The organism is Lysinibacillus sp. VIII_CA, from assembly GCF_049943995.1.
Taxonomy (GTDB): domain Bacteria; phylum Bacillota; class Bacilli; order Bacillales_A; family Planococcaceae; genus Lysinibacillus; species Lysinibacillus pinottii.
In genome coordinates this window covers 317,620-339,280 of sequence record NZ_JBNFXM010000003.1, presented here as the reverse complement: position 1 = coordinate 339,280, position 21,661 = coordinate 317,620, and the positions used below count along the sequence as shown (strand labels likewise).

The following is a 21,661-nucleotide window of genomic DNA, read 5'->3' as shown; positions in this document are numbered from 1 at the left end:
ATCCCCTAAAAAATAGACAGCTTCCTAAGAGTGGAGCATGTTAGGTTTGGTAGTATATTACTCAAATATTAAAAATGACAAAAGTCATCGAGAGTGAACTTCTCGATGACTTTTGTCTACAGTCTGAAAGAAAAGTTTAGGCCTTCTTTTCTTTCGGGTACCCAATGAGAATAGCTATCATACCACAAATACCAATAAGAATAGGATAGAACGCGTATGGTAAGATACTCACTGGCGATATTTTGGCAACGCTTGCGGCTACTAGGAATTGAGCTCCGTATGGGAGAAGACCTTGAACCGTACAGGAGAAAATATCTAAAATACTTGCGGATTTTTTCGGCTCAATCTCATACTGATCAGCAATATTTTTGGCAAGCGGCCCAGCAATTAAAATAGCAATTGTATTATTGGCCGTAGATAAATTAGTTAGGCCCACAAGACCAGCTATACCTAATTCAGCGCCCTTCTGCGATTTAATCCTGCGTGTTACAAGGCGGAGCAAAAAGTCAATTCCTCCATTAAATTTAATAACCTCCACCATTCCAGCTATTAATATAGCTAGAAAGGCGATTTCAAACATACCTTCCATTCCTTCGCCAATTTTTTGTATAAGGCTCATTAGGTGATAGCTGCCATCTGCTAAGCCAACTGCACCGGCGAGGACAATCCCTAATGCAAGAACGAGGAAAACATTCATTCCCGATAACGCTAAAATAATCACTAAAACATAGGGAACAATTTTTACCCAATTATAGCTTAAATGCTCTACTTGAGCTGTTCCACCGGATGTCATAAACCCTAAAATAATGCTCGTAACCATAGCTGCCGGCAATACAATCCAAAAATTGACCTTAAATTTGTCCTTCATTTGCGCTCCTTGTGAACGAACGGCAGTAATAGTAGTATCTGAAATAAAAGATAAATTATCACCAAACATTGAACCGCCTATAACCGCTGCTATCACTAAAGCAATAGATAGCTCAGTCTGATCGCTTATCCCAACTCCTATGGGCGCCAGTGCAACAATTGTCCCCACTGACGTACCCATGGATAGAGAGATAAAACAGGCAATGATGAATAAACCTACAACAAGCAAGTTTTGCGGAATAATTGATAATGCAAAGTTAACAGTGGAATCTACGGCCCCCATCCCCTTGGCTACCTCTGAAAATGCCCCTGCTAATAGAAAAATAATAACCATCAGCATGACATTTAAATTTCCAGCACCTTGGCAAAAAATATCAACCTTCCGTGAAAACGATTCTTTTCGATTCATCGCTAGAGCCACAGCTCCCGAAATGCTAATAGCTACAATAACAGGGAAGGCATAAAAATCACCCGTCATAACCCCTGAACCAATAAATAAAATTATAAAAACAACAAATGGGATTAGCGCCCATGGATTCTCTCTCCTCATTGTTTACCTCCCAAAAATTAAAAATCAGCCCTATTTTTGTTTGTTCACCATAAAAAAGGCCTCATCTTGAAATAACAAGAAGAGGCCTTATAGTTAAAACGCTCCTCTTATCTATCAAGGACATTGCTTGCTGGATTTGGCACAGTAACTTAATAGTTCCGCTGCCGAGATTTCATCGGGCCAGTCCCTCCATCTCTCTTGATAAGAAGAAAAATATTATATTATATTTTTGACACAATATTAAAATACTAAAATAAAACATCCATAATTGCAACATGTTTTTAATTAGAAAAAATTTCTTGGCACTATCTTTAAGGTCCAGAATTCAACTTTTTAGATTAATATGAAGCTTTGTATAGACACATATACCGAAAATATAAATGCGCCAACTAGAAAACAACCATATAATTTTCTCTCTCTCCCAAACTCTTTAATTCCTAATGTTAACATAAATAAACCTAGGAAAAGGATCATTAAGAAATTTAGGCGGTATTCATATGAATAAGTCCATAAACGGAAAGCGTGATGCCTATCGTTGATAAAATAATTTGTACTGTTTTTAACAAAACGATTCCTCCCTTTTTGCTTAAACAAATACTGTCAGTTATCTAACTTTTTTTGAATAAATAAATTCTATGATAGGTGATATGACCAATGTAAACCCAACGACTAAGAACAAAGGATAATTTTTCATGTCATTTAAATTGGAGACACCCTCTGAAGCAAAAAAAATTAGACAAGCTAAAATCATTAAAACATACTATCCAATTTTAGCATTGTGTGCTTCAATATGCTTATCCAGTTCATCTTTAACTTCTTTAATACCGCTATGGTTACCCGAAGAAGAATAAGGAAATAAAGCTAATTATAATAGAACCTCCATCAATTATTCCGAAACGAATCCATCTGTAGAGGGTAAAACTAACAATGTACAAACATATACAATGACTAAAAGACCGATTAATTTTTTCGATTGATGCATCCTTTGTCTAACCTCTATAGTGACAACTATTACCATTTAAAAATTGATTTATAATTTTAAAAAATCCAACAATACCCATTTAAACAATCATTTGTAAAATTCGGTTCGCTCAAAAAATCTATCCCTTTATGGCAAAACGGGCCATGGGAATTTCAGCTCTCGCCTCTTTTTCACAACTAATGACATTCGATTAACAAAAAATAACTTGTTGGAAGTATGGCTACGTTTGTAAGATAAGGCTAGCTTGCCTCATAAATTAATGTTCTTGAAATCTCAGATAAAAACAAAAAACCAGATGCTCCTCATAGAAGAGCGCCTGGTTTTATTGTGAAAGTGAATCTTACTAATTTACTTAGTTTTGATTCGTATTAATACTACGCTAAGTTAAGGCGTTGAACAAGTTAAAATATTTTCCAATCTAATTTTTGGGGGAATTCTTGTTTTTTCGAGCATAGGATTTACTCATTGCTATGTAATTTTCTAAAGTTCATGATTTTCATAAAAGTAGAAAGGCAACAAAAAAGACTAGATGCCTACATAATTATGTAAGTTCTAGCCTTTTAAGTGAAAGTGAATCTTACTAATAATATTGCTTAGCTTTAGATTCAATTATGAATACGAAAAAACAGCTAAAAAGTTTCACTATTTGTCCTATTTTTTCGTATAAAATAGGATTGTCTGCACAAAAAGACCAGGAAATCACGGAATAAGTGAATCCTGGCCTTTTTGTGAAAAGTGAATGTTACTAGCTTGCTTTAGTTTTTGTATTCTACTAGTAAGGTAGACGGTTGACGTTGCGATAAGTTACATAAAATTTAAAAATATTTTAAGCTTTTACTTGAATAGCAAAATCCCGCTGCCCCACCTAGTAATAACGGAAAGTTATACCTCCCTTTTGACATTGTATAGCTGCCTTTTTCAGTGTCTTTGAATGGAGATGGTTGCTGTAAAAAGAGGTATGAAATTTCCCATATGCAGTTGTAGCACATATATCATTCACCAGAAGTCTACGGTGCATTTCCACTTCCTCGGGATTGCTCCTTGCTGAGAATCTTTTCTTTTACATGAATCAACTTCATCCGACGACTTTGCAGAATGAAGTGGGTGCCAATTAAGACTCACAATTACGAGAAAAGTGACTCTTTTGAAACAAGGCTTTCAGTATAAAAAACATTTTTTAGTCACTTAGGTGTCTCCTATTACTTAACGAAAGAACAACTGGCTAGCTTAATAGACCATCTTTTTGCCCTAGTTCTAGTAGGCAGTTCACTTGTCTTGGACTATGGTGATGAATCGTTATTTATGAAAAAAGGTATCTCTAACAGAGTAGAGAATATGGTGAAGATGGCGGCAGCTGGTGGTGAACCAATGAACTCATGCTATGAGGAAATGAAGAAGACGCTAGATCAATCAGGGCTACTCATCTATCTCTATCTGCAATTCAACAGCTTTATTTTCAACATCAAACTGATTATCTATCCGCTTTTGAAACAATCCATTATCTTCACATTGTTAAAAAGTAAAGTATAATCAAATCATTTTTAAAACAATTCTTAATTTTCTATCTATTTCCCAGGCAATTAACTATTTCGATATAATATTTATGTATATGATAGTAGTGTAAAGCTAATTAGCCTTACACCTCCTAGATTTGTTACTAGGGTCACTGTTATAAACAGTGACCCGCTTATGATTGGCAAACCCCTAAAGGATTTCCATCTAGATCATAGAAGGTGAAAAATTTTATTTGTCCTTCTCCTCCGATAGGATTTACTTTCACTTGTTGCTCTACTAGTGATTGGTAGGTATCTTCAATAGTTGAAGATAGGAAATTGAAGTATTTCCCTACCCCAAAATGATTATCTGGAAAATGTAATGGTTGATGATTCTCCGTTTTGACTAAGCATACGACCGTAACAGATTGTTCCCCTATTTTCATGACCGCTGCGTCTTCTTCAATATTTAAAAGCTTAAACCCAAGCTTTTCCTCATACCATTTAACTGATAATTGAGGGTCCTTTATCGGGATAAAAATGGCCTCTACTCCATTTAATAATGATCGCATCCCTTTTTTCCTCCTATTTAAAATGATGTATATACTTTTTTCTATTAATAGACGCTTTTGTCCTCTAAAAAAATTTCCCCCGTACTCCTCTTCTTGTTTATTTTCCCTATTATTTGCTTATCCTAATTAGTATCGGAAATGTCTTAGCCCTTTTCCTAGAGGAGGTGCCAATCATTAAACACACGGTGTCATTCTTTCTCCTACTTCTAACCGTTTTGTTGTTAACTGGATGTTGGAATAAGCGAGAGTTAAATGAATTAGCTATTGTCACTGCTGTTGGGGTCGATAAAACAGACGAATTTATAGAGCTATCCATTCAAATCGTTAACCCAAGTCAAATAGCGACGAAGAATTCAACAAGCTTTCAAGTCCCTGTTGTTACCTATCACGCAAAAGGGAAAACCTTATTCGAAGCTATTCGGAAATTAACAACGCAGACGCCAAGGAAACCCTATTATGCACATACTCAAGTTATTATTATTGGTGAAGAAATGGCTGAATATGGTATGAATAGTATTTTAGATTTATTTCAAAGGGACCCTGAGGGAAGAAGTGATTTTAATATTATTGTTGCCCATGAATCAACAGCGCAAGATATTTTAAGTATATTAACACCGTTAGAAGATATTCCTGCCAGTAAATTGTTAAAATCCTTAAAGGACTCTGAAGATGCATTGGGAACAACTGAATCAGTGATTTTAGACGATTTAATCAATTCTTTAGGGAGTATTGATCATAGTGCTGTTCTGCCCTCCATTCAAATACATGGAGATGCAGATGCAGGAAAGAGTAGCTCCAACATCGAAAAAATGGATAGTCCTGCTAATTTACAATACGGTGGACTTGCTGTTTTTAAAAACTATAAGCTTATAGGCTTCTTATCAGAGGAAGAAAGCAGAGGCTATAATTTCTTACACAACCATATAAAAGGTACCGTTCAAAAAGTCCCTTGTTCGGAAAAGGGGAAAATATCAGCGGAAGTTTTAAATTCTTCTACAAAAGTTACTGGCAGCTTTAAAAATGATAAACCCTCCATCCATGTACAGGTTGAACTTGAACAAAATATAGCGGAAATAAGTTGTCCATTGGATCTAACAAAGCCAGAAACTATTGATACTCTTAATAAAGAAACAAGCAAGTTAGTTCAAGCGAATTTAGAACAAACATTTCACACTATTCAAAAAACCTATCAGGTTGATATTTTAAAGTTTAGTGAGGTACTACATCGCGAAGACCATCAGGCATGGAAACGTATTAAAAAAGATTGGGCCACGCTTTACCCCAATCTCCCCGTGCATATTGAGGTAAAGGTGAAAACAAAAGGCATTGGTACAGCTAGAAAGCTAAAAGTAGGCTAGAGAATAAAAAATGACCAGCCTCTCCTTGAGAGTGCTGGTCATTACTAATTAGCGTATAGCTTCAAATGTAATGAATGAAGAATTTTCATCAGGCTGCTGATGAAATGTGTAATCACTTTGGGCGTTATTTTGCACTATAAATAAAATATAAAAAGTCCAATTTCTCATTATATAAATTGAGAAATTGAACTTTTGTAGTTACTTCAAAATAGCGTCTATTAAAGGAAAAACATTTTCGCTATGTGTGATCCATTAAAGTATCCCCGCAAGGCCAAGTTAGGATGAAAAACATTTAAGGGGTGTTATTGGTTTCGCTAAATGAAAGGCTTTCTAAACGATCAATCAATTGTCGGAGACCTGTTTCATCAGTGGCATAATGCCTGACATCCTCTCCCAATAGTTTGTCCGCCTGTTCTCTTGTAAACGTAAAGGTATTAACCATTCCATCGTTTTGGTGTGGGCTGTCAACAATCGAATAGGTTATAATATCGACGTTATCAATTATACTTAAGAGGAGAATGGAATTACGATAATAAATTTCATTATTTATTTCCCCCTTATCTATCCCGGGAACAGAATCATTCATTATATAATTGACAGTTACCTCATAAGGCTGAGCTGTTGTTTGAAGTGCCATCCCGTTCCATTCAAGACCTGTCGGTTCGGGCATTCCACTGAGAAGACCGCCTACCTTACTAGCGTTACCTACATAAAGAGTTTTGTTCTCCATTAGCTTTTCTAAATTATATCCAGAATATAATGACTGCAAGGGTCCCTGCTGCAAAGGCTTGGGATTGGCTGTACATCCTACAACTAAAGTTGCAATAACGAGTATATAAGCTGCAATCATCCTTTTAGAAGGTTGGCGGTAAGTAAGAATGTTTTGAATTCTTGCCTTCACATTGCTCTCTCCAAAAGCAATTGGACTACCGGTTAGTCCCCCCTTTTTACTAACAGAAAGTGTAAGCAATGAGGTTGAATAGCTTCCTTTAATCTGATGCCCCATTTTGTTAACAACACTTTCATCGCAGGACATCTCCATATCTTTACTCATAAGAGCATAAGATAACCATATTAGCGGATTAAACCAATGAATGATGAGGAGCATAAATGCAAAAGGTTTTATCAGATAATCACGTCTCATAATATGAATCTTCTCGTGTAGTAAAATGTAAGACAGCTCATGATCACTCATGCCGATTGGGATATATATTTTCGGTTTCAGGAAACCGCAAACAAAGGGTGTGTCAATCTGATCTGTCTCATATATATTATCCTTGACAAGTGTTGCCGTTCGGACCTTAACTAATATTTTCAAATACGACAGAATGCTAAAAAGCAAAAGAATGACTATACCTGTAATCCAAATTAAACTTCCAATCCACACGATGATTTGCATGGGGTTTGCGCTTGCCATCGGGGTAGCCACTGGATAGGATGAGTTTATAAAATAGCTTATCTCCTTAATTCCAATATCCACAACTGGATTTTTTTGCATCCCGATTTCTTGGGGTACAAATTCCATGAAACCTGTGCCAGTTTTCTTTTGGAAATCTACAAGACCTAATACACTTAAACTTGAGGTAAAACTAACAGGGGTGATCAGTCGGATGGCTACGGCTACCCATAGAATATAAGAAAATATTTTAGGAGCTCTTGTCAAAAGAAATCTCACCAAGATAACCGCAAGTGCAACAAAGCTTGCGGTAATGCTCATATTAAGGATTACTAGAAACAGGTTCATGATTTAGCTGCCTCCTCAATAATCCGTTTCAACTCTTCGGCTTCCTCATTAGAAATGCCCTTTCCACCTAGAAAAGCAGTTAGAAACTGCGGTAAGGATCCATTGAAGGACTTTTCAACAACCATCTGACTTTCGTATTTCTGTGCGTCCTCTTTTTTAACAATGGATGTGACCGTTGCTTCCTCATTTTTAAGGACTCCCCGTTTACATAACTTTCTTAAAACAGTATAAGTCGTTGATTTCTTCCAGCCAAGTACTGCTTGGCTTAGCTTTACAAGATCAGTAGAATTAATAGGTTCGTTATCCCAAATCAGGCATGTAAATTTATATTCGGCATCGAACAATTTATACGGCTCCATTCTGACCACCACCCTCCTGTTAAGTTTATTGAGATAAACCTCTCGTTGATTAGTTTATCGTAATAAACTCATATTGTCTATAAACTGAAGCGTTTAACTTTACTCCTTTTTATAATACGGAATTTTTATACCATGTAACGAAACTCATTGTAATGATGAAGGCTTTAATTGACAGTGGCACACCCATTAAAGATGTGCAAAATAACTCCTAAAGAAACATAGGTCCACTATAATGTAAAAATTAGCACAAATTATCAAGAAATATTTCCCTTTAAATAGTACGATGAGAATGAGAAAGGATGACCGTATGGATTATTTTGAAAGAATTCAAAACGCTATAGAATATATAGAGGATAACCTACAAGAAAAAATGTCGATCACAAATATTTCTTCGCAATCGTATTTTTCAGCCTTCCATTTTCAGCGACTGTTTCAGGCGATAACTGGATTTTCTGTACAGCAATATATTCGCAATAGAAGGCTTTCAGAAGCGGCCGTTCTATTAATAACAACCTCCCAATCTATACTCGAAATAGCGATTAGCTTTGAATACGGTTCTCAAGAAGCATTTACACGAGCATTTGTTCAGTACTTTGGGATAACACCGACTAAGTACAGAAAGCACACCTATTCTATTCCATTGCAAAATAAAATAAACTTTTTAGATTATAAAATAGATGGTGAACTTCCAATGCAAAAACCTACAATCGTACATTTAGGAAAAAAGTTAATCACCGGCTATGTCTATCCAACATCCTTACAAGATGAGAGGTATTATGAAGAAATCCCAGGCTTTTATCATGATTTTGGTCGTCAACAATATTATGACTGTATTGCACAAAAAGTGGCCCCTAATGTGGCATATGGAATCTCTACAAGCTTTCACGAGGATGGTCAGTTTTCCTTTATTGTTGGTGAGGAAGTCCAAGCATTTGAGGAGCGTATTCAGCAAGGATTTACGCATTTAGAATTACCCGCTGGTCAATATGCAGAATTTATCTTGAATAGTAGTGCAGAAGGTATTCAGAATACAAGACGTTACATTTACGGGGTATGGTTGCCGAATTCCAATTATGATAGAGATATGGGTCCTGATTTTGAAATAACAGATGTCATGCAATCTATCTATCCATATAATCTGAAAATGAAAATTTACATTCCAATTAAAGGCTAAGAAAGGAGCCAAAAAAATGATGATTGAAAAGGTTTTTACTCAATTCCCTTTGCTACATACGACTAGTCTAACATTAAAGAAAATAGAAGCGTCTCATGTGGAAGATTTGTTTGCCATCTATGATAATAATAAGGTTTTCGAGTTTTGTGGTATTATTCCAAAACACAACCTTCAAACCGTTCAAAAAATGATTGGGCATTTCGAAAGAGACTTTAAGAAGAAAAGTAGAATAAAATGGGGTATTTTTGAAGCGTCCCATAGTAATAAATTAGTGGGTATTATTGAAGCTATGGACTTTAATCAGAAAGTAAATATGGTGACAATTGGATATTACTTAGCAGAAGATTTTTGGGGAAAAGGCATTGCTACGAAGGCAGTTGAAATGGTCGTGAATTATCTTATAGAGGAGGTTCAGGTGAATCGAATTCAAGCTGAAGTCATGCCATTAAATGAACCTTCGAAAAAAGTACTACTAAAGAATGGCTTTATCAATGAAGGTTTATTACGACAAGCAACATTATGGTCTGGCAAAGGCGTTGTTGATCTAGAAATATATGGACTACTGAAAGAAGATTATGTAAGTCATTTAAAAAACTAGACTCTATTTAGGAGTCTAGTTTTTTCTTTTAAATGACAGTTAGATGGACATATTACCAGCTCAAGATAGCTCTTTTACATAGATTAGAAATAGAAGATTGGCGCAGGAATTAACATTCAAACCATAAAGGAGCGTTTCAAGAATGGATGAAAATCGATATTTAACAAGATTGGATAGAGATTTAGATAATTATCATAAATTTTCTAAATGCTATTGTGAATCGAAGAACTATTGCACAGGTCACTATTACGGCATAGATGAAATGGCTGAAGATGATTCTTATCGCATCAAGTATTATAATAGTTCTCAAGACAGAAAAAAACAGTTGGAAAACCACATAAGAAGCAAGGATAAAAAACATTGTGAAGGCTGTGTTTGTAGTCAATTAGAACGTTTGGACCCAGGGACATTAGTAGATATCTATCTTTCTGATGGCCATTGTTTTTGTGGTATTTACTTTCTCTATCTCGATCCACATAGCTGCTGTGCGTATTTCCTTCAAATCGATGACACCGCTAAACCGGTAATTATTGACTGCCAGCAAGTGAATGCCCTAAGCAAAACTAATACAGGTAGCTAATGCATGGGCTCTTCCCTTTTGGAAGCAGCCTTTTTGTCTGATGATTCGTCATGAGTTTTCCCTACTTGTATTCGATAGTCATCCCGGACGAGAGTACGTCTACAACGAATAGTCAAAATCACCTACCTAACCAGAGGGAATAGGCGACGAAAACTCAAACAAGATTTTTGAAAGATTTTCATCGTTAATGGCTCCCTCTTTCTACATAAGAAAGAGCAGTACGATAACATATAAATGTTACCCACTGCTCTAAGTTTTAAAAAATTACCCTTCGTTTATCCAATTAATGAGCTGTTTATCAAAAAACTCGGGCTCTTCAAACATAGGGTTATGACCACTTTTTTCAAATATAACTTTCTTTACTTGAGAAGTATCATCTATCGCGTCCCATAGTGAAACAGGGGCAACTAAAAAATCATACATCCCTAGTCCGACAAAAACGGGTTTGTTAAATGATCGAGTTAGGTGTAAAAGATCCTGCTCAGCAAAGGCTTTTCCCCAAAGATAATCGATCACTTCCATATTGGTATAAACGCCTTCCCACATGGCAGTAGCATTGTACGAATAATCATAGAAACTATGTGCACCCATACGAATACACATATGAACAAAACGTCGTTCTGGTTCCTTCTTTAGATCTTGCGCTAAGAAAGCAATCTCCCGTTCAAATTGTTTTTTTCGCGCAATACTGGCAGTGGCTTCAAAATAGGACAGACTTTGCTGTTGTCTTTCTTGGCTATTCGTTGTAGCTGTATTTAATAGAATCACCTTCCGAACATGTTGAGGGTATGTGTTGGCATACGCCATCGCCATAAATGCATGACCTGAGTGCCCTAAAATAATGAAATGCTCTAACTTTAACAATTGTCGGGCTTGTTCAATATCGTCGACTATTTTCTCCAAGGTATAATCTTCTTGTTTTAAACGACGAGGAGGCTTCACAAATCCACGATGATCTAAAAAAATAAGCTGAAAATGCTGGGAAAGGGTTTCTGAGAACAGTCGTGGATAATATACACTGCTCCCTACGACTAAAATAGGCTCACCCTGCCCTTTTATATAATAATGTAATTCAAATCCATCACAAATAATCTTTTGTTCACTTTTCATTTTTTTTCCTCTTTTCTTATTAATCTATCACTCCCTTTCCTCTTTGCATTCCCGTGTCTTTTCCATCGAACGCTCCAGCATTCTATTCACCTCATGTATTTTTCTTTCACACAAACAATACCATTACTACTGGTTTCTAGCAAATTATTGATTATATAATGAAGGAAGCATCTACTAAAGGGTGGGAGGAAATGAAAGAAAGTCTATTAGAACGTTTGAAGGTATTTCTACTCAATATGGAACACCACACATTATTAGGCGAACCAGCTAGTGAAGAGGAAACTATCTGTGCTCAACAGATGCTCAGTGTACAATTCCATAAGGATTACGTGCAGTTCATTAAAATGTTTGGGGGAGCCTATGCAGGATTAGCAATTCATGCTTTTTCTAATGGTTCCAGTATAGGAAATGAAACAGTCATCGATTTAGCGCTGGCATTTCGTCAACAATTCAGTGATGTCCTTTCTCCAAATAGCCTGGACACTAGCTATGTCATTTCAATGGATGGTGGAGGGAATCCCATTTTTATGGACTCATCTGGAAAGTTTTTCTTTTGTGATCATGGTACAATCCTATTATTAGCTGATTCTTTCGAGCAGCTGATCGAAGAAAATTTTTTTGAATGATAACCTATTTAATGCAATACATTACAAACAAGGGGATTAATAATGGATAAACAATTAGAGCAAGTACTAACATTGAGAGAGAATGGCCAGCTGGAGGAAGCCAACCAATTAATGGTGAAGTTGGTCAATGAAAAACCTGAAAGTGCTTATTACCAATTTCAATGTGCCTGGACCTACGATTCTTTAGGACAAGAAAAAGAAGCTGTTCCCCACTATGAAAAAGCCATTCAATTAGGATTAGAACCGGATATTCTATTGGATGCCTATCTAGGTTTAGGTAGCACGTATCGGACATTGGGGCTGTACGAACAAGCAAAACGGACATTGGAACAAGCGATCCACGAATTTCCTGAAGCAGAGCATGTCAAGGTTTTTTATGCTATGACACTTTATAATCTTGGTGAACATGCAAAATCTATGGAAACATTATTAAATACTTTAGTCATCACAACCAACCATCAAGGTATTATAGATTACAAAAAAGCTATTCATTATTACAGCAACAAGCTCGATCAAACATGGTCTTAACAAAAAAACAGGCTTCTATGAAAAGCCTGTTTTTAGCGTTATTTTGCGACATTTTGTGTTTTTAATGTTGAAAAAAAGATCAGTGTTAGTATGCCACTAAAGAAAAATAAATAGCTCAACGGGATTAAAAAGAAGTTCTTCTCCACAATTACTCCGTTTGCCAGTACCTCATCGCCAATAATTCCTTTTATCAATAAGCATAAAACACCTACCATCACAGGAATGGTAGCTAAAAAATATTTCTTCATCATGTCTTCCTCCAAATAATTTAATTATTGTATGTGATTGTTATCAAACATATTTTTTGATTTGCTATAGTTATAATACTTATCATCACATCTTAAGTCAATATTTTTTTATCGAAAAACAATAAATTGTTATTGTTTTTATTCCCTACTCATTCTTTCGCAAAAAGATAGAATATATGATAAAATAAGAACATACATTCCACCTCTCTTAAATTATTTTTACGTGTGTACGTTTTGTTAGTTGAGTAATTTTTGTGCGAGCGATACTTACTAACAATATTCTAATGTCGGATAATCTGTTACAAGGTTTTTAAAAAAACAGCTACTCCTATAAAAAAAGTAACTGTTTTTCCAACGATTAAATAGAAGCCGAAGCTTGTTGTATTAAGGCAGCGACCATTTTATCCATTTGAGCGAAGCGATCATCCTGTGTTTGCCCTTTGGCATAGCGATAATAGATTTGCTGACAAATGACGGCTAATTTGAAATAAGCGAATGTACAATAATACTGAATGTCTGAAATATCTCTCCCACTTTTTTCAGCATAACGTTCCATAAATTGCTGACGAGAATAAAATCCTGGCAAAACCGTAACGGGTGGGTCGCCTAGTGCATGTAATAGCATTTTTGGATCATCCGCTTGCATCCAATAACTCATCGCGACACCTACATCAGCTAGTGGATCCCCTACTGTGGTCATTTCCCAATCAAATAAACCAATCATGTCGGAATAGTCCTCAGAGAACATAGCATTATTCAATTTATAGTCATAATGAATAATGGTTGCCTCCTTATTAAGAGGAATATGTTTTTTTAACCAGTCTGTCAAAGCTTTTACTTCAGCATACTCTGCTGTTTTAGCTTTTTCATAGCGCTCGATCCAACCATGTACCTGTCGTTCCATAAATCCGTCAGGCTTCACCATATCTTTTAGCGGCGTGTCTTCATATGGAATTGCATGAAGTGCTACTAATGAGTCAACCATCTTTTCAGACAGCTGACGGGCTAGTTCCTCAGTCGGTTTTATTCCTTTTGGAAAATAGGTGTCGAGGACGATACCTTTTTTGCGCTCCATTAAAAAAAAATCGCTACCAATGATGTCTCGGTCCTCAATATAAACATAAGGTTTTGGAACCGCAGGTAAAAATGGATGCAATGCCGATAAAATTGTAAATTCCCGCTGCATATCGTGGGCCTTCTTAGCAACCGGACCAAGTGGCGGTCTACGAAGAACCACTTCAAAATCAGCTATTTTCAAGCAATATGTTAAATTGGAATGACCAGCACTAAATTGTGAAATTTCCAATTGACCCTGTGGTAGTTCAGAAAAATGGCTTTCTAAAAAAGCGTGCAATTTGACTGCATCTAGTCGTTCACTTGACCTTACTTGCATTGTATCCATCTTATCCCTCCCTTAAATAATGGCACTCATGCCCCCATCAACAACAACGACGTCCCCTGTCACATAATCTGATGCCGCTGATGCTAGAAATAACGCCACACCCTTTAAATCATTTTCGGAGCCAAGTCTTTTTAAAGGTGTAGCACCCATCAAATAATCTTGACCTCGTTCAATTAATACATTGGACATTTTGGTTGGAAAAAAACCCGGTGCAATGGCATTGACATGTACACCATAAGGTCCCCATTTGACAGCTAAATCCTTCGTTAATGTTATAACAGCACCTTTGCTTGCATTATAGGCAACGGTATCCATAAACGCAGGTAGAGTACCACCAAGCCCTGCGATGGAAGCAATATTAATAATTTTCCCGGTTTTCTGCTCTACCATCCTTTTGCCTACTGCTTGGCTCATTAGAAATGTTCCATTCACATTGACATCAAATACTTTTTGCCAGGCTTCATAAGGCATATCGATAGCAGGAGTTCCCCATGAGGCACCACTGTTATTGACTAAAATATCAATTTTACCGAACGTAGTCATCGTTTGCGCCACAACATTTGCAATATCCTCTGGTTTTGTCACATCACAGGCTAACGCTAATGTTTGAACCCCTAACTTTTCAAGAGCTGTCGCAACCTCCTCACAGGCTTCCACTTTTCGCGAGCATAAGACAACATTGGCTCCAGCCTCTGCAAAGCCTTGGGCAATTTGCGCACCGAGTCCTCGTCCCCCTCCTGTCACAATGGCTGTTTTCCCCTGTAAGCTAAATAATTCCAATACAGTCATTTCACCAGCTCCTTATGTTTATTCGCATGCTTTTTTAACTCTAGTTTGGCAACTGTATTACGATGTACTTCATCTGGTCCATCTGCTAATCGTAATGTTCGAGAGTTTGCCCACTGTGCAGCAAGTGTTGTATCAGGCCCTACACCAGCAGCTCCAAATGCTTGAATCGCTCTGTCTATAACTCTCAATGCCATATTCGGTGCAACAACCTTAATCATGGCAATTTCTGCTTTTGCCTCTTTATTGCCCACCGTGTCCATCATATAAGCAGCCTTTAAAGTCAAAAGTCTTGCTTGCTCAATATCAATACGGGACTCAGCAATTCGTTCACGCATCACTCCTTGATCTGCTAGAGGTCTGTGAAATGCATGACGCTCCTGTACACGAACACACATTTCCTCTAATGCCCGTTCCGCTGCGCCAATAAGACGCATGCAATGATGAATTCTTCCTGGGCCTAAGCGACCTTGAGCAATGGCAAAGCCTTTTCCCTCTCCCCATAAAATATGGTCTATGGGTACGCGTACATTCGTAAAGGTAACCTCTCCATGTCCCTCTGGTGCATGATCATAGCCAAAAGCCGTTAACATGCGCTCCACTTTTACTCCTGGCGTATCCATTGGTATTAGAATCATAGATTGTTGCTCATGAATAGGGGCTGTTGAATCTTTATGTTTACCCATAAAAATAGCTACTTTACAGCGTGGGTCACCAGCACCTGTTGTCCACCATTTATGACCATTTAAAATATATTCATCACCATCTCGTTCAATACTTGCCTCAATATTCGTGGCATCACTCGATGCAACTGCAGGTTCAGTCATCGCAAAGCAGGATCGGATTTCCCCATGTAATAACGGTTCAAGCCACTGCTTTTTTTGTTGTGTGGAACCATAGCGAACTAGTACCTCCATATTACCTGTATCTGGTGCATTACAATTAAACACTTCTGGCGCCAATAGTGAACGTCCCATAATTTCACATAATGGAGCGTATTCTAGATTGGTTAAACCCGCTCCATATTCACTATCTGGTAAAAATAAATTCCATAAACCAGCCTCCTGCGCTTTCTGCTTTAGCTCATCCATAATGGGTGGAATCGCTCCCCAACGATCCTCCATCGCCTCGATTTGTGCAGCATAAACGGCCTCATTCGGATAGATGTATTGCTCCATAAAATTCGTCAGCTTGTCCTGTAACTTCACAACTTTTTCACTATAGGAAAAATTCATTGGAAGAAACCCCCTTTGCTTGAACTCCGAAAAAATGAATGATTGTTCATTTTATTCTTACATTAAATGTTACCGCTATTTTTCTAGTAAATCAATTCCATTTCATGAATTTTCTAATTAAAAGGAAAATTTCATGTATATAGCAATTGGATTAGTTTACATTGTTTTCGTTTCAAAAAATTGCAGTACATCTTTCAGTAATTGACGGATAGCAAATGGTAAATGGCGATTTTTTAAGTACACCAAATAAACATTCCGACATAGATTCGCTCCTTCAATTTCCTTTTTAACAATGGTTTTAGCTGTCGGGCCTTGTAAATAGTTTTCTGGTAAGATGGTTATCCCTAAATTTTCTCTGACAAGAGATACAGCCGTTTCAAAGCGTTCAATTTCAAATTGAATATCAATGCTCTTCCCTGCTTGTTCAAAAGTATTCAAAATATCACGTCTTGTTTGAAATCCTTCTGTACTTATAATAAAAGGCTCTGCACTAATATCTGAAATCGATAAAGTCTCTTTCTTCGCTAATGGATGATGTAGGGGTAAAACAGCTACTAAACGCTCCTCATATAAGGTCTTAACTTCAAGCTCAGGATCATCCATCAGCTGATTGGTAATAATTAAATGCGTTTTATAGCTTTTCAAGGATTTTTTCACACGCTTACTGCCTAAAATATCCACTAAATGGATCATCATTTGCGGATAGTCTTTTTTATAGTTGGCAATTACTTTAGGAAGCCAATGCTTGATTGATTCCATCACACCAATCGTAATTTCACTCGTGCCATGTACAACGACTTCATCCATTTCTTTTTTTAGCACTTCCATATTTTTCACAATAACTTTTGCACGTTCAAATAGCACCTCACCAGCTTCCGTCAACTGCAGATTTCTAGTATTTCTGTCTAATAAGGGGGAGCCAATCTCATGTTCTAATTTTTTGATGGCATTACTTAAGGAAGGCTGCGAAATATGCAGTCTTTCTGCGGCTTTCGAGAAATTCATATGCTCTGAAACAGCGATAAAATATTGTAGTTGTTTAATATCCAATACGGTGATCCTCCCTCATTTATAGTTTAAAGCTATAGATTGATATTAATTATATATTAGTAATTATAATTATGTGAATATATAATGAATTACAACAATATTTTTTCTACAATAATATTTGCAATGGGGATGATAAGATTATGTACACAATGACAGATCAAAAACAATGGAAAGGCCGTATAGATTCTACAACAAATAGAAGCAGTTTCCGTTTACATCAACAAGTCAAACGAATCGCGATGAATGATGTAAGCGCTTCAGATAAGAAAGGTGCTGCAATAATTGGCTTTATTTGCGATGAGGGTGTACGTCGAAATCAAGGTCGAGTAGGAGCAGCAAATGGACCAAACGCACTACGTGAAGGACTATCTAGTTTACCGTGGACGTTTGAGGAGGAGCAACAAATCATTGATGTAGGGAACATCATTTGTCTCAATCACGCACTAGAGGAGGCACAGCGAGAGCTTGGTGATGTTGTTAGCACTCTCCTACAAAAGAAATTACAATGTGTTGTGCTCGGTGGTGGTCACGAAACACTGTACGGTCATTATTTAGGTGTTCGTGCGGCATTACCAAAGGACGCAAAAATCGGCATTATCAATATCGATGCTCATTTTGATTTACGACCATATGACGAGCAGCCTTCTTCTGGTACAATGTTCCGTCAAATTTTAGAGCAAGATCCACATGTCGATTATTTTGTTGTTGGCATACAACGCTATGGCAATACAAAAGAGCTATTCGAAAAAGCAGATGAGCTACAAGTGAAGTATGTAATAGAAGATGACATGACATCAGCGGCCAATATTCAGCCGTTAATGGATGATTTACAGCATTATATGGATCAACACGATTATGTGCTTTTAACATTATGTATGGATGTTTTAAACGCAGCAGCAGCACCAGGCGTAAGTGCACCTTCACCGTTTGGACTTGAACCGACAACTGTGCGTACGATTCTTCAAAAAGTGACTTCGCATCCACATACACACTCTTTTGATATTTGCGAGGTTAATCCATCATTAGATGAAAACGGACGAACGGTTAAATTAGGTGCCTATTTTGTCTATGAAGCACTGAACAACTTACTTGGGGGGCAAGGTTTATGATCGAAATTAATCAAATTACAACGGTGTTTCTAGCCGTAGCACTCTTTGCATTAGGCGGCTTTCTCATTAATAAAATTGGTTTTTTAAAACGATTTTGTATTCCAGCACCAGTGGTCGGTGGCTTACTGTTTGCTGCACTAGCGACCATTTTAAAGACTACTGGAACTTTAGAAATTTCACTGGATACATCATTACAAAGCTTGTTTATGATCACGTTTTTCACAACCATCGGCTTAGGAGCAAGCTTTAAGCTTGTTAAGCTTGGCGGAAAATTACTTATTATATACTGGCTAGCGTGTGGCTTCCTTGCCCTCATGCAAAATGTAATTGGTGTTTCTCTGGCATCATTAATGGGGATTCATCCTCTGATTGGTATGATGGCTGGTGCCGTGTCTATGGAAGGCGGTCATGGTGCCGCAGCTGCATTTGGACAAACATTAGAAGATTTAGGCATTTCCTCAGCGATGACAATTGGTGCCGCAGCTGCAACTTGTGGTTTAGTGGCTGGTGGTTTAATTGGTGGTCCAATCGTTAAATATTTAGTTGGAAAATACAATTTAACACCCGATGAACAAGAAGCTGAAGAAATCGAATATGAAAATAAACATGAACAAATTACATCTGATTCATTCTTTACTCAAGTTTTATTAATTACGTTCTGTATGGCTGTCGGTACTTATGTTGGAACATTATTCTCAGAAGCGACAGGCTTCGTTCTGCCAGGCTATGTAGGGGCTATGTTTGTAGCTGTCTTAGTCCGCAATATTATGGACAAATTTAAACCTGAAGCAATCAATATGAAGAGTATCTCATTAATTGGCGATGTGACATTAGGTGTTTTCCTTTCAATGGCACTGATGAGTATTAAATTATGGGAAATTGCTGATTTAGCGCTTCCATTATTTATCATCGTCTTTGCGCAAGTATTCTTTATTGTTGTATTCAGTACCTTCGTCTTGTTTAAATTACTCGGCAAAAACTACGATGCGGCCGTGATGGTTGCCGGTTTCGCAGGGCATGGACTAGGCGCAACACCGAATGCCATGGCCAATATGTCAGCCGTTGTCTCACGCTTCGGTCCTTCTAAAAAAGCATTTCTCGTTGTACCAATTGTAGGCGCCTTTTTAATCGACGTGTTTGGTATTCCTATTATTATTACAACTATTAATTTATTTAAATAAATAAAAGCCGTGCTTTGTCTCTAAAAGACTAGTACGGCTTTTTCCATTATGGTAAGGTCACTACTCCAGTTCCACTCAAAATTCATTGAAAGAATTCACCCAACAAAAAAATCTAAATCCTAAAAAATGATCGGATTTAGATTTTAGATCGTATATTATTGTAAAATTTCACTAACAGTAACAAACTCATAGCCTTGCTTTTGTAAATAAAGAAGGACATTATCTAAACCATTGGCAGTCGTTTGATGGATATCATGCATTAAAATAATACTGCCATCTTTTACAGATGCTTTCACATACGCTAAAATTTCATCTGGATTATGATGCTTCCAATCAAGCGTATCAATGGACCACAAGATTGAAGGAATTGTCATTACCGAACGAACTTGTTCATTTGTCGCCCCATATGGTGGACGGAAAACAGTTGGATACTGACCAATCGCTGCATAGATGGCATTGCTTGTGCCATTTACTTCTTGTCTGACACCCGAGATAGATAAAGCAGTTAATTTTTTATGGTTTGATGTATGATTGCCAATTTCATGCCCAGCGTCATAGATTTGCTTGACGATTGTAGCGTTTTTTGGAACATTTCTCCCAACCATAAAAAATGTTGCCTTTGCATCGTATTTTTGTAAAGTAGCTAATATTTGCGGTGTTACTTTGGCGTCTGGCCCATCATCAAAGGTTAAAGCTACACGTTTTTTTGAACCCTTTGGTGCTGGCACACCTTTATTATAAACTTTATTATTAGTAAGCTGGATATTGGCTAATTCAGAAGCTTTGACATACCCTTTTTGGTCGCCCGCTTCTACATAAGCCCAGCCCGCAAGCGTTATGTAATGCTGTACAGTCAACTTATTTGACAACGTTCCTAAAACTTCTCCACTTGGACTAGCCGTCAAGCGTAAAACAGCACCATTTGGAGCATAGATTTGCTTCTTTGTTGGTACAGGTTTCTTGAGAGCATTTGTTGCTACATAGCCTATATCTTCACCGTATTGGGCGAAAGACCAGCCTCCCGGTGCTGTGCCATATACATATACCATACGTCCTTCGTATAGTTGACCAACATGCCGAGCATTTTGACTTGGCTCCGTAAATAAAGAAGTGCCACCCTTCTGAATGACTAAATATCCCTCCGATTTTACCTTAACTAAAACGTCGGTTGTCACATAGCCGGCCTGTTCGGGCGTTTGAATATGTGTCCACCCTTTACTTGCTTGGGTTACTTGGATGAAGCTGCCCTTCACCACTTCTCCGATTGGCGTGCTATTTATGGATGGCTCCTCGAAAATAACCGCATCTTTATTAACCTTTTGAATCTTTACTGATCCTTCAGCACTTGCTGTCAGCTGCCCCATCATTAAGCCTAGTAAAAACGTCAAACAAAAAGCATAAGCATAAGGTAAAAATTTTTTCATTATTTACACCGCCCTTGATGTCTTTCCATGTCTGTAAAATTGCTAAGATTTAACTTTCATTATAGAGTAATCGTCTATACCAGAAAATAGTTATAATCAACTAGATTCCAAATTCAAGTTTTTTAGAAAGTCATGGATACAGTACTCCTACCCTATTTTCTATAAAACTATGCATCCATCATGTTGATTTCTGCACCAACATTTCTTGCTTCAAGTGATTCCCAATATTAGAAGCGTTTTAACAATACGAACAACGTATGCCATGCTGTAAGCATAAAATTTATGGTGCTACTAATTCAACCTTTATTCTATCAGGGTCCTCAAAATATACAGCGTAATGCTCTTCTCCCCCTCCAAAAGGATGCTTATTGGCATAAAGAATAGTAACACCCCTTTCTCTTAGTTTCTTTGTCATATCATCCACCTGTTGACGGGAACTTGCATGGAACGCTAAATGATTTAAACCTACACGACTTCGATGATAAGCGATATCCATAAACCTTTCTTTCGTTTGGACAAAAACAATATAGGTGTCGTCTATTTTCCAGCTCCGACCACTTTCCCATTCCTGAAAAGGTTGATAACCTAATTCCTCTAAAAACCATCCCCAAAAATGAATAGTGTTGTGCAAATTAGAAACATTTATTTCTATATGGTGAATAAGTCCTTGTGACAAATGGATAAG

21 protein-coding genes, 1 pseudogene and 1 riboswitch are annotated in these 21,661 nt (G+C 37.2%); of the genes and pseudogenes, 9 read left to right on the top strand and 13 right to left on the bottom strand.

The features are described 5' to 3' along the window. Positions 1-136: 136 nt before the first annotated feature. Together ACP3VS_RS07035 and ACP3VS_RS07030 are read right to left on the bottom strand one after the other, a co-directional pair. Positions 137-1,417, bottom strand: coding sequence for a Na+/H+ antiporter NhaC family protein (locus ACP3VS_RS07035; RefSeq protein WP_325881550.1), 1,281 nt, complete (start codon positions 1,415-1,417; stop codon positions 137-139). Between the two features lie 104 nt (positions 1,418-1,521). After that, positions 1,522-1,625, bottom strand: a riboswitch (SAM riboswitch). 125 nt (positions 1,626-1,750) lie between these two features. Further along, the gene (locus ACP3VS_RS07030; RefSeq protein WP_426388491.1) at positions 1,751-1,867 is read right to left on the bottom strand and encodes a DUF3953 domain-containing protein; all 117 of its coding nucleotides are present in this window, start codon (positions 1,865-1,867) and stop codon (positions 1,751-1,753) included. A gap of 1,699 nt (positions 1,868-3,566) precedes the next feature. Here ACP3VS_RS07030 and ACP3VS_RS07025 point away from each other — a divergent pair. After that, a pseudogene (locus tag ACP3VS_RS07025) lies at positions 3,567-3,922 on the top strand (class I SAM-dependent methyltransferase); the annotation flags it as partial. A gap of 164 nt (positions 3,923-4,086) precedes the next feature. Here ACP3VS_RS07025 and ACP3VS_RS07020 read toward each other — a convergent pair. Next, positions 4,087-4,464, bottom strand: a complete 378-nt coding sequence (locus ACP3VS_RS07020) for a VOC family protein (protein WP_012294788.1) — start codon at positions 4,462-4,464, stop codon at positions 4,087-4,089. 164 nt (positions 4,465-4,628) lie between these two features. On the opposite strand from ACP3VS_RS07020, the gene ACP3VS_RS07015 reads away from it, so the two are divergent. Next, a complete protein-coding gene (locus ACP3VS_RS07015) occupies positions 4,629-5,822 on the top strand; it encodes a Ger(x)C family spore germination protein (RefSeq protein WP_155273062.1) in 1,194 nt (397 codons plus the stop codon). A 292-nt stretch (positions 5,823-6,114) separates the two neighbouring features. Here ACP3VS_RS07015 and ACP3VS_RS07010 read toward each other — a convergent pair whose 3' ends face one another. Both ACP3VS_RS07010 and ACP3VS_RS07005 read right to left on the bottom strand, forming a co-directional pair. After that, positions 6,115-7,566: a M56 family metallopeptidase gene (locus tag ACP3VS_RS07010; protein WP_426388490.1), complete on the bottom strand. Its 1,452-nt coding sequence runs from the start codon at positions 7,564-7,566 to the stop codon at positions 6,115-6,117. Further along, positions 7,563-7,925, bottom strand: coding sequence for a BlaI/MecI/CopY family transcriptional regulator (locus ACP3VS_RS07005; protein WP_012294791.1), 363 nt, complete (start codon positions 7,923-7,925; stop codon positions 7,563-7,565). Before ACP3VS_RS07005 ends, ACP3VS_RS07010 begins: the two co-directional genes overlap by 4 nt. A 307-nt stretch (positions 7,926-8,232) precedes the next feature. Between ACP3VS_RS07005 and ACP3VS_RS07000 the strand changes: the two genes are divergently transcribed. The 3 genes from ACP3VS_RS07000 (at position 8,233) to ACP3VS_RS06990 (ending at position 10,277) form a co-directional block, all read left to right on the top strand. After that, a complete protein-coding gene (locus tag ACP3VS_RS07000; protein ID WP_200990433.1) occupies positions 8,233-9,099 on the top strand; it encodes an effector binding domain-containing protein in 867 nt (288 codons plus the stop codon). A 16-nt stretch (positions 9,100-9,115) separates the two neighbouring features. After that, positions 9,116-9,697, top strand: a complete 582-nt coding sequence (locus tag ACP3VS_RS06995) for a GNAT family N-acetyltransferase (RefSeq protein WP_281487093.1) — start codon at positions 9,116-9,118, stop codon at positions 9,695-9,697. A gap of 142 nt (positions 9,698-9,839) precedes the next feature. Continuing rightward, positions 9,840-10,277: a hypothetical protein gene (locus ACP3VS_RS06990; RefSeq protein ID WP_036163927.1), complete on the top strand. Its 438-nt coding sequence runs from the start codon at positions 9,840-9,842 to the stop codon at positions 10,275-10,277. A gap of 264 nt (positions 10,278-10,541) precedes the next feature. On the opposite strand, the gene ACP3VS_RS06985 is transcribed toward ACP3VS_RS06990, so the two are convergent. Beyond that, complete coding sequence (locus tag ACP3VS_RS06985; RefSeq protein WP_426388489.1) at positions 10,542-11,387, bottom strand: alpha/beta fold hydrolase; 846 nt, start codon at positions 11,385-11,387, stop codon at positions 10,542-10,544. Positions 11,388-11,578: 191 nt separating this feature from the next. On the opposite strand from ACP3VS_RS06985, the gene ACP3VS_RS06980 reads away from it, so the two are divergent. Beyond that, entirely contained in the window at positions 11,579-12,013 is a 435-nt protein-coding gene (locus ACP3VS_RS06980; protein ID WP_036216653.1) for an SMI1/KNR4 family protein, read from the top strand. A gap of 42 nt (positions 12,014-12,055) precedes the next feature. Continuing rightward, a complete protein-coding gene (locus tag ACP3VS_RS06975) occupies positions 12,056-12,541 on the top strand; it encodes a tetratricopeptide repeat protein (protein WP_031417886.1) in 486 nt (161 codons plus the stop codon). A 38-nt stretch (positions 12,542-12,579) separates the two neighbouring features. Here ACP3VS_RS06975 and ACP3VS_RS06970 read toward each other — a convergent pair whose 3' ends face one another. The 5 genes from ACP3VS_RS06970 to ACP3VS_RS06950 form a co-directional block, all read right to left on the bottom strand. Beyond that, complete coding sequence (locus ACP3VS_RS06970; protein ID WP_036161924.1) at positions 12,580-12,792, bottom strand: DUF3955 domain-containing protein; 213 nt, start codon at positions 12,790-12,792, stop codon at positions 12,580-12,582. A 355-nt stretch (positions 12,793-13,147) separates the two neighbouring features. Further along, positions 13,148-14,191, bottom strand: coding sequence for a phosphotransferase family protein (locus ACP3VS_RS06965; protein ID WP_012294799.1), 1,044 nt, complete (start codon positions 14,189-14,191; stop codon positions 13,148-13,150). Between the two features lie 12 nt (positions 14,192-14,203). Continuing rightward, complete coding sequence (locus ACP3VS_RS06960) at positions 14,204-14,980, bottom strand: SDR family oxidoreductase (RefSeq protein ID WP_012294800.1); 777 nt, start codon at positions 14,978-14,980, stop codon at positions 14,204-14,206. Continuing rightward, complete coding sequence (locus tag ACP3VS_RS06955; protein ID WP_426388488.1) at positions 14,977-16,212, bottom strand: acyl-CoA dehydrogenase family protein; 1,236 nt, start codon at positions 16,210-16,212, stop codon at positions 14,977-14,979. The genes ACP3VS_RS06960 and ACP3VS_RS06955 overlap by 4 nt, the downstream gene beginning before the upstream one ends. 156 nt (positions 16,213-16,368) lie before the next feature. Beyond that, entirely contained in the window at positions 16,369-17,262 is an 894-nt protein-coding gene (locus ACP3VS_RS06950) for a LysR family transcriptional regulator (RefSeq protein WP_012294802.1), read from the bottom strand. 140 nt (positions 17,263-17,402) lie between these two features. On the opposite strand from ACP3VS_RS06950, the gene hutG reads away from it, so the two are divergent. After that, positions 17,403-18,371 carry a formimidoylglutamase gene (gene hutG / locus ACP3VS_RS06945; protein WP_036161928.1) on the top strand — a complete coding sequence of 323 codons (969 nt, stop codon included), beginning with the start codon at positions 17,403-17,405 and terminating at the stop codon, positions 18,369-18,371. After that, a complete protein-coding gene (gene gltS / locus ACP3VS_RS06940) occupies positions 18,368-19,552 on the top strand; it encodes a sodium/glutamate symporter (RefSeq protein WP_012294804.1) in 1,185 nt (394 codons plus the stop codon). Before hutG ends, gltS begins: the two co-directional genes overlap by 4 nt. Positions 19,553-19,707: 155 nt before the next feature. Here the strand turns inward: gltS and ACP3VS_RS06935 are convergent, their stop codons facing one another. Both ACP3VS_RS06935 and ACP3VS_RS06930 read right to left on the bottom strand, forming a co-directional pair. After that, positions 19,708-20,976: a polysaccharide deacetylase family protein gene (locus tag ACP3VS_RS06935; RefSeq protein ID WP_426388487.1), complete on the bottom strand. Its 1,269-nt coding sequence runs from the start codon at positions 20,974-20,976 to the stop codon at positions 19,708-19,710. Positions 20,977-21,256: 280 nt separating this feature from the next. Continuing rightward, positions 21,257-21,652: a VOC family protein gene (locus ACP3VS_RS06930; protein ID WP_012294806.1), complete on the bottom strand. Its 396-nt coding sequence runs from the start codon at positions 21,650-21,652 to the stop codon at positions 21,257-21,259. Positions 21,653-21,661: the final 9 nt, after the last annotated feature.

Excerpts from the sequence above, each read along its gene's own strand:
- ACP3VS_RS06960 (WP_012294800.1), bottom strand. The coding sequence starts at position 14,980 with ATGACTGTATTGGAATTATTTAGCTTACAGGGGAAAACAGCCATTGTG.
- ACP3VS_RS06990 (WP_036163927.1), top strand. The coding sequence starts at position 9,840 with ATGGATGAAAATCGATATTTAACAAGATTGGATAGAGATTTAGATAAT.
- ACP3VS_RS07010 (WP_426388490.1), bottom strand. The coding sequence starts at position 7,566 with ATGAACCTGTTTCTAGTAATCCTTAATATGAGCATTACCGCAAGCTTT.
- ACP3VS_RS07020 (WP_012294788.1), bottom strand. The coding sequence starts at position 4,464 with ATGCGATCATTATTAAATGGAGTAGAGGCCATTTTTATCCCGATAAAG.
- ACP3VS_RS06980 (WP_036216653.1), top strand. The coding sequence starts at position 11,579 with ATGAAAGAAAGTCTATTAGAACGTTTGAAGGTATTTCTACTCAATATG.
- ACP3VS_RS06955 (WP_426388488.1), bottom strand. The coding sequence starts at position 16,212 with ATGAATTTTTCCTATAGTGAAAAAGTTGTGAAGTTACAGGACAAGCTG.
- ACP3VS_RS07030 (WP_426388491.1), bottom strand. The coding sequence starts at position 1,867 with ATGTTAACATTAGGAATTAAAGAGTTTGGGAGAGAGAGAAAATTATAT.
- ACP3VS_RS06970 (WP_036161924.1), bottom strand. The coding sequence starts at position 12,792 with ATGATGAAGAAATATTTTTTAGCTACCATTCCTGTGATGGTAGGTGTT.
- ACP3VS_RS07035 (WP_325881550.1), bottom strand. The coding sequence starts at position 1,417 with ATGAGGAGAGAGAATCCATGGGCGCTAATCCCATTTGTTGTTTTTATA.
- ACP3VS_RS06995 (WP_281487093.1), top strand. The coding sequence starts at position 9,116 with ATGATGATTGAAAAGGTTTTTACTCAATTCCCTTTGCTACATACGACT.
- ACP3VS_RS07005 (WP_012294791.1), bottom strand. The coding sequence starts at position 7,925 with ATGGAGCCGTATAAATTGTTCGATGCCGAATATAAATTTACATGCCTG.
- hutG (WP_036161928.1), top strand. The coding sequence starts at position 17,403 with ATGTACACAATGACAGATCAAAAACAATGGAAAGGCCGTATAGATTCT.
- ACP3VS_RS07000 (WP_200990433.1), top strand. The coding sequence starts at position 8,233 with ATGGATTATTTTGAAAGAATTCAAAACGCTATAGAATATATAGAGGAT.
- ACP3VS_RS06965 (WP_012294799.1), bottom strand. The coding sequence starts at position 14,191 with ATGGATACAATGCAAGTAAGGTCAAGTGAACGACTAGATGCAGTCAAA.
- ACP3VS_RS06985 (WP_426388489.1), bottom strand. The coding sequence starts at position 11,387 with ATGAAAAGTGAACAAAAGATTATTTGTGATGGATTTGAATTACATTAT.
- ACP3VS_RS06975 (WP_031417886.1), top strand. The coding sequence starts at position 12,056 with ATGGATAAACAATTAGAGCAAGTACTAACATTGAGAGAGAATGGCCAG.
- ACP3VS_RS06935 (WP_426388487.1), bottom strand. The coding sequence starts at position 20,976 with ATGAAAAAATTTTTACCTTATGCTTATGCTTTTTGTTTGACGTTTTTA.
- gltS (WP_012294804.1), top strand. The coding sequence starts at position 18,368 with ATGATCGAAATTAATCAAATTACAACGGTGTTTCTAGCCGTAGCACTC.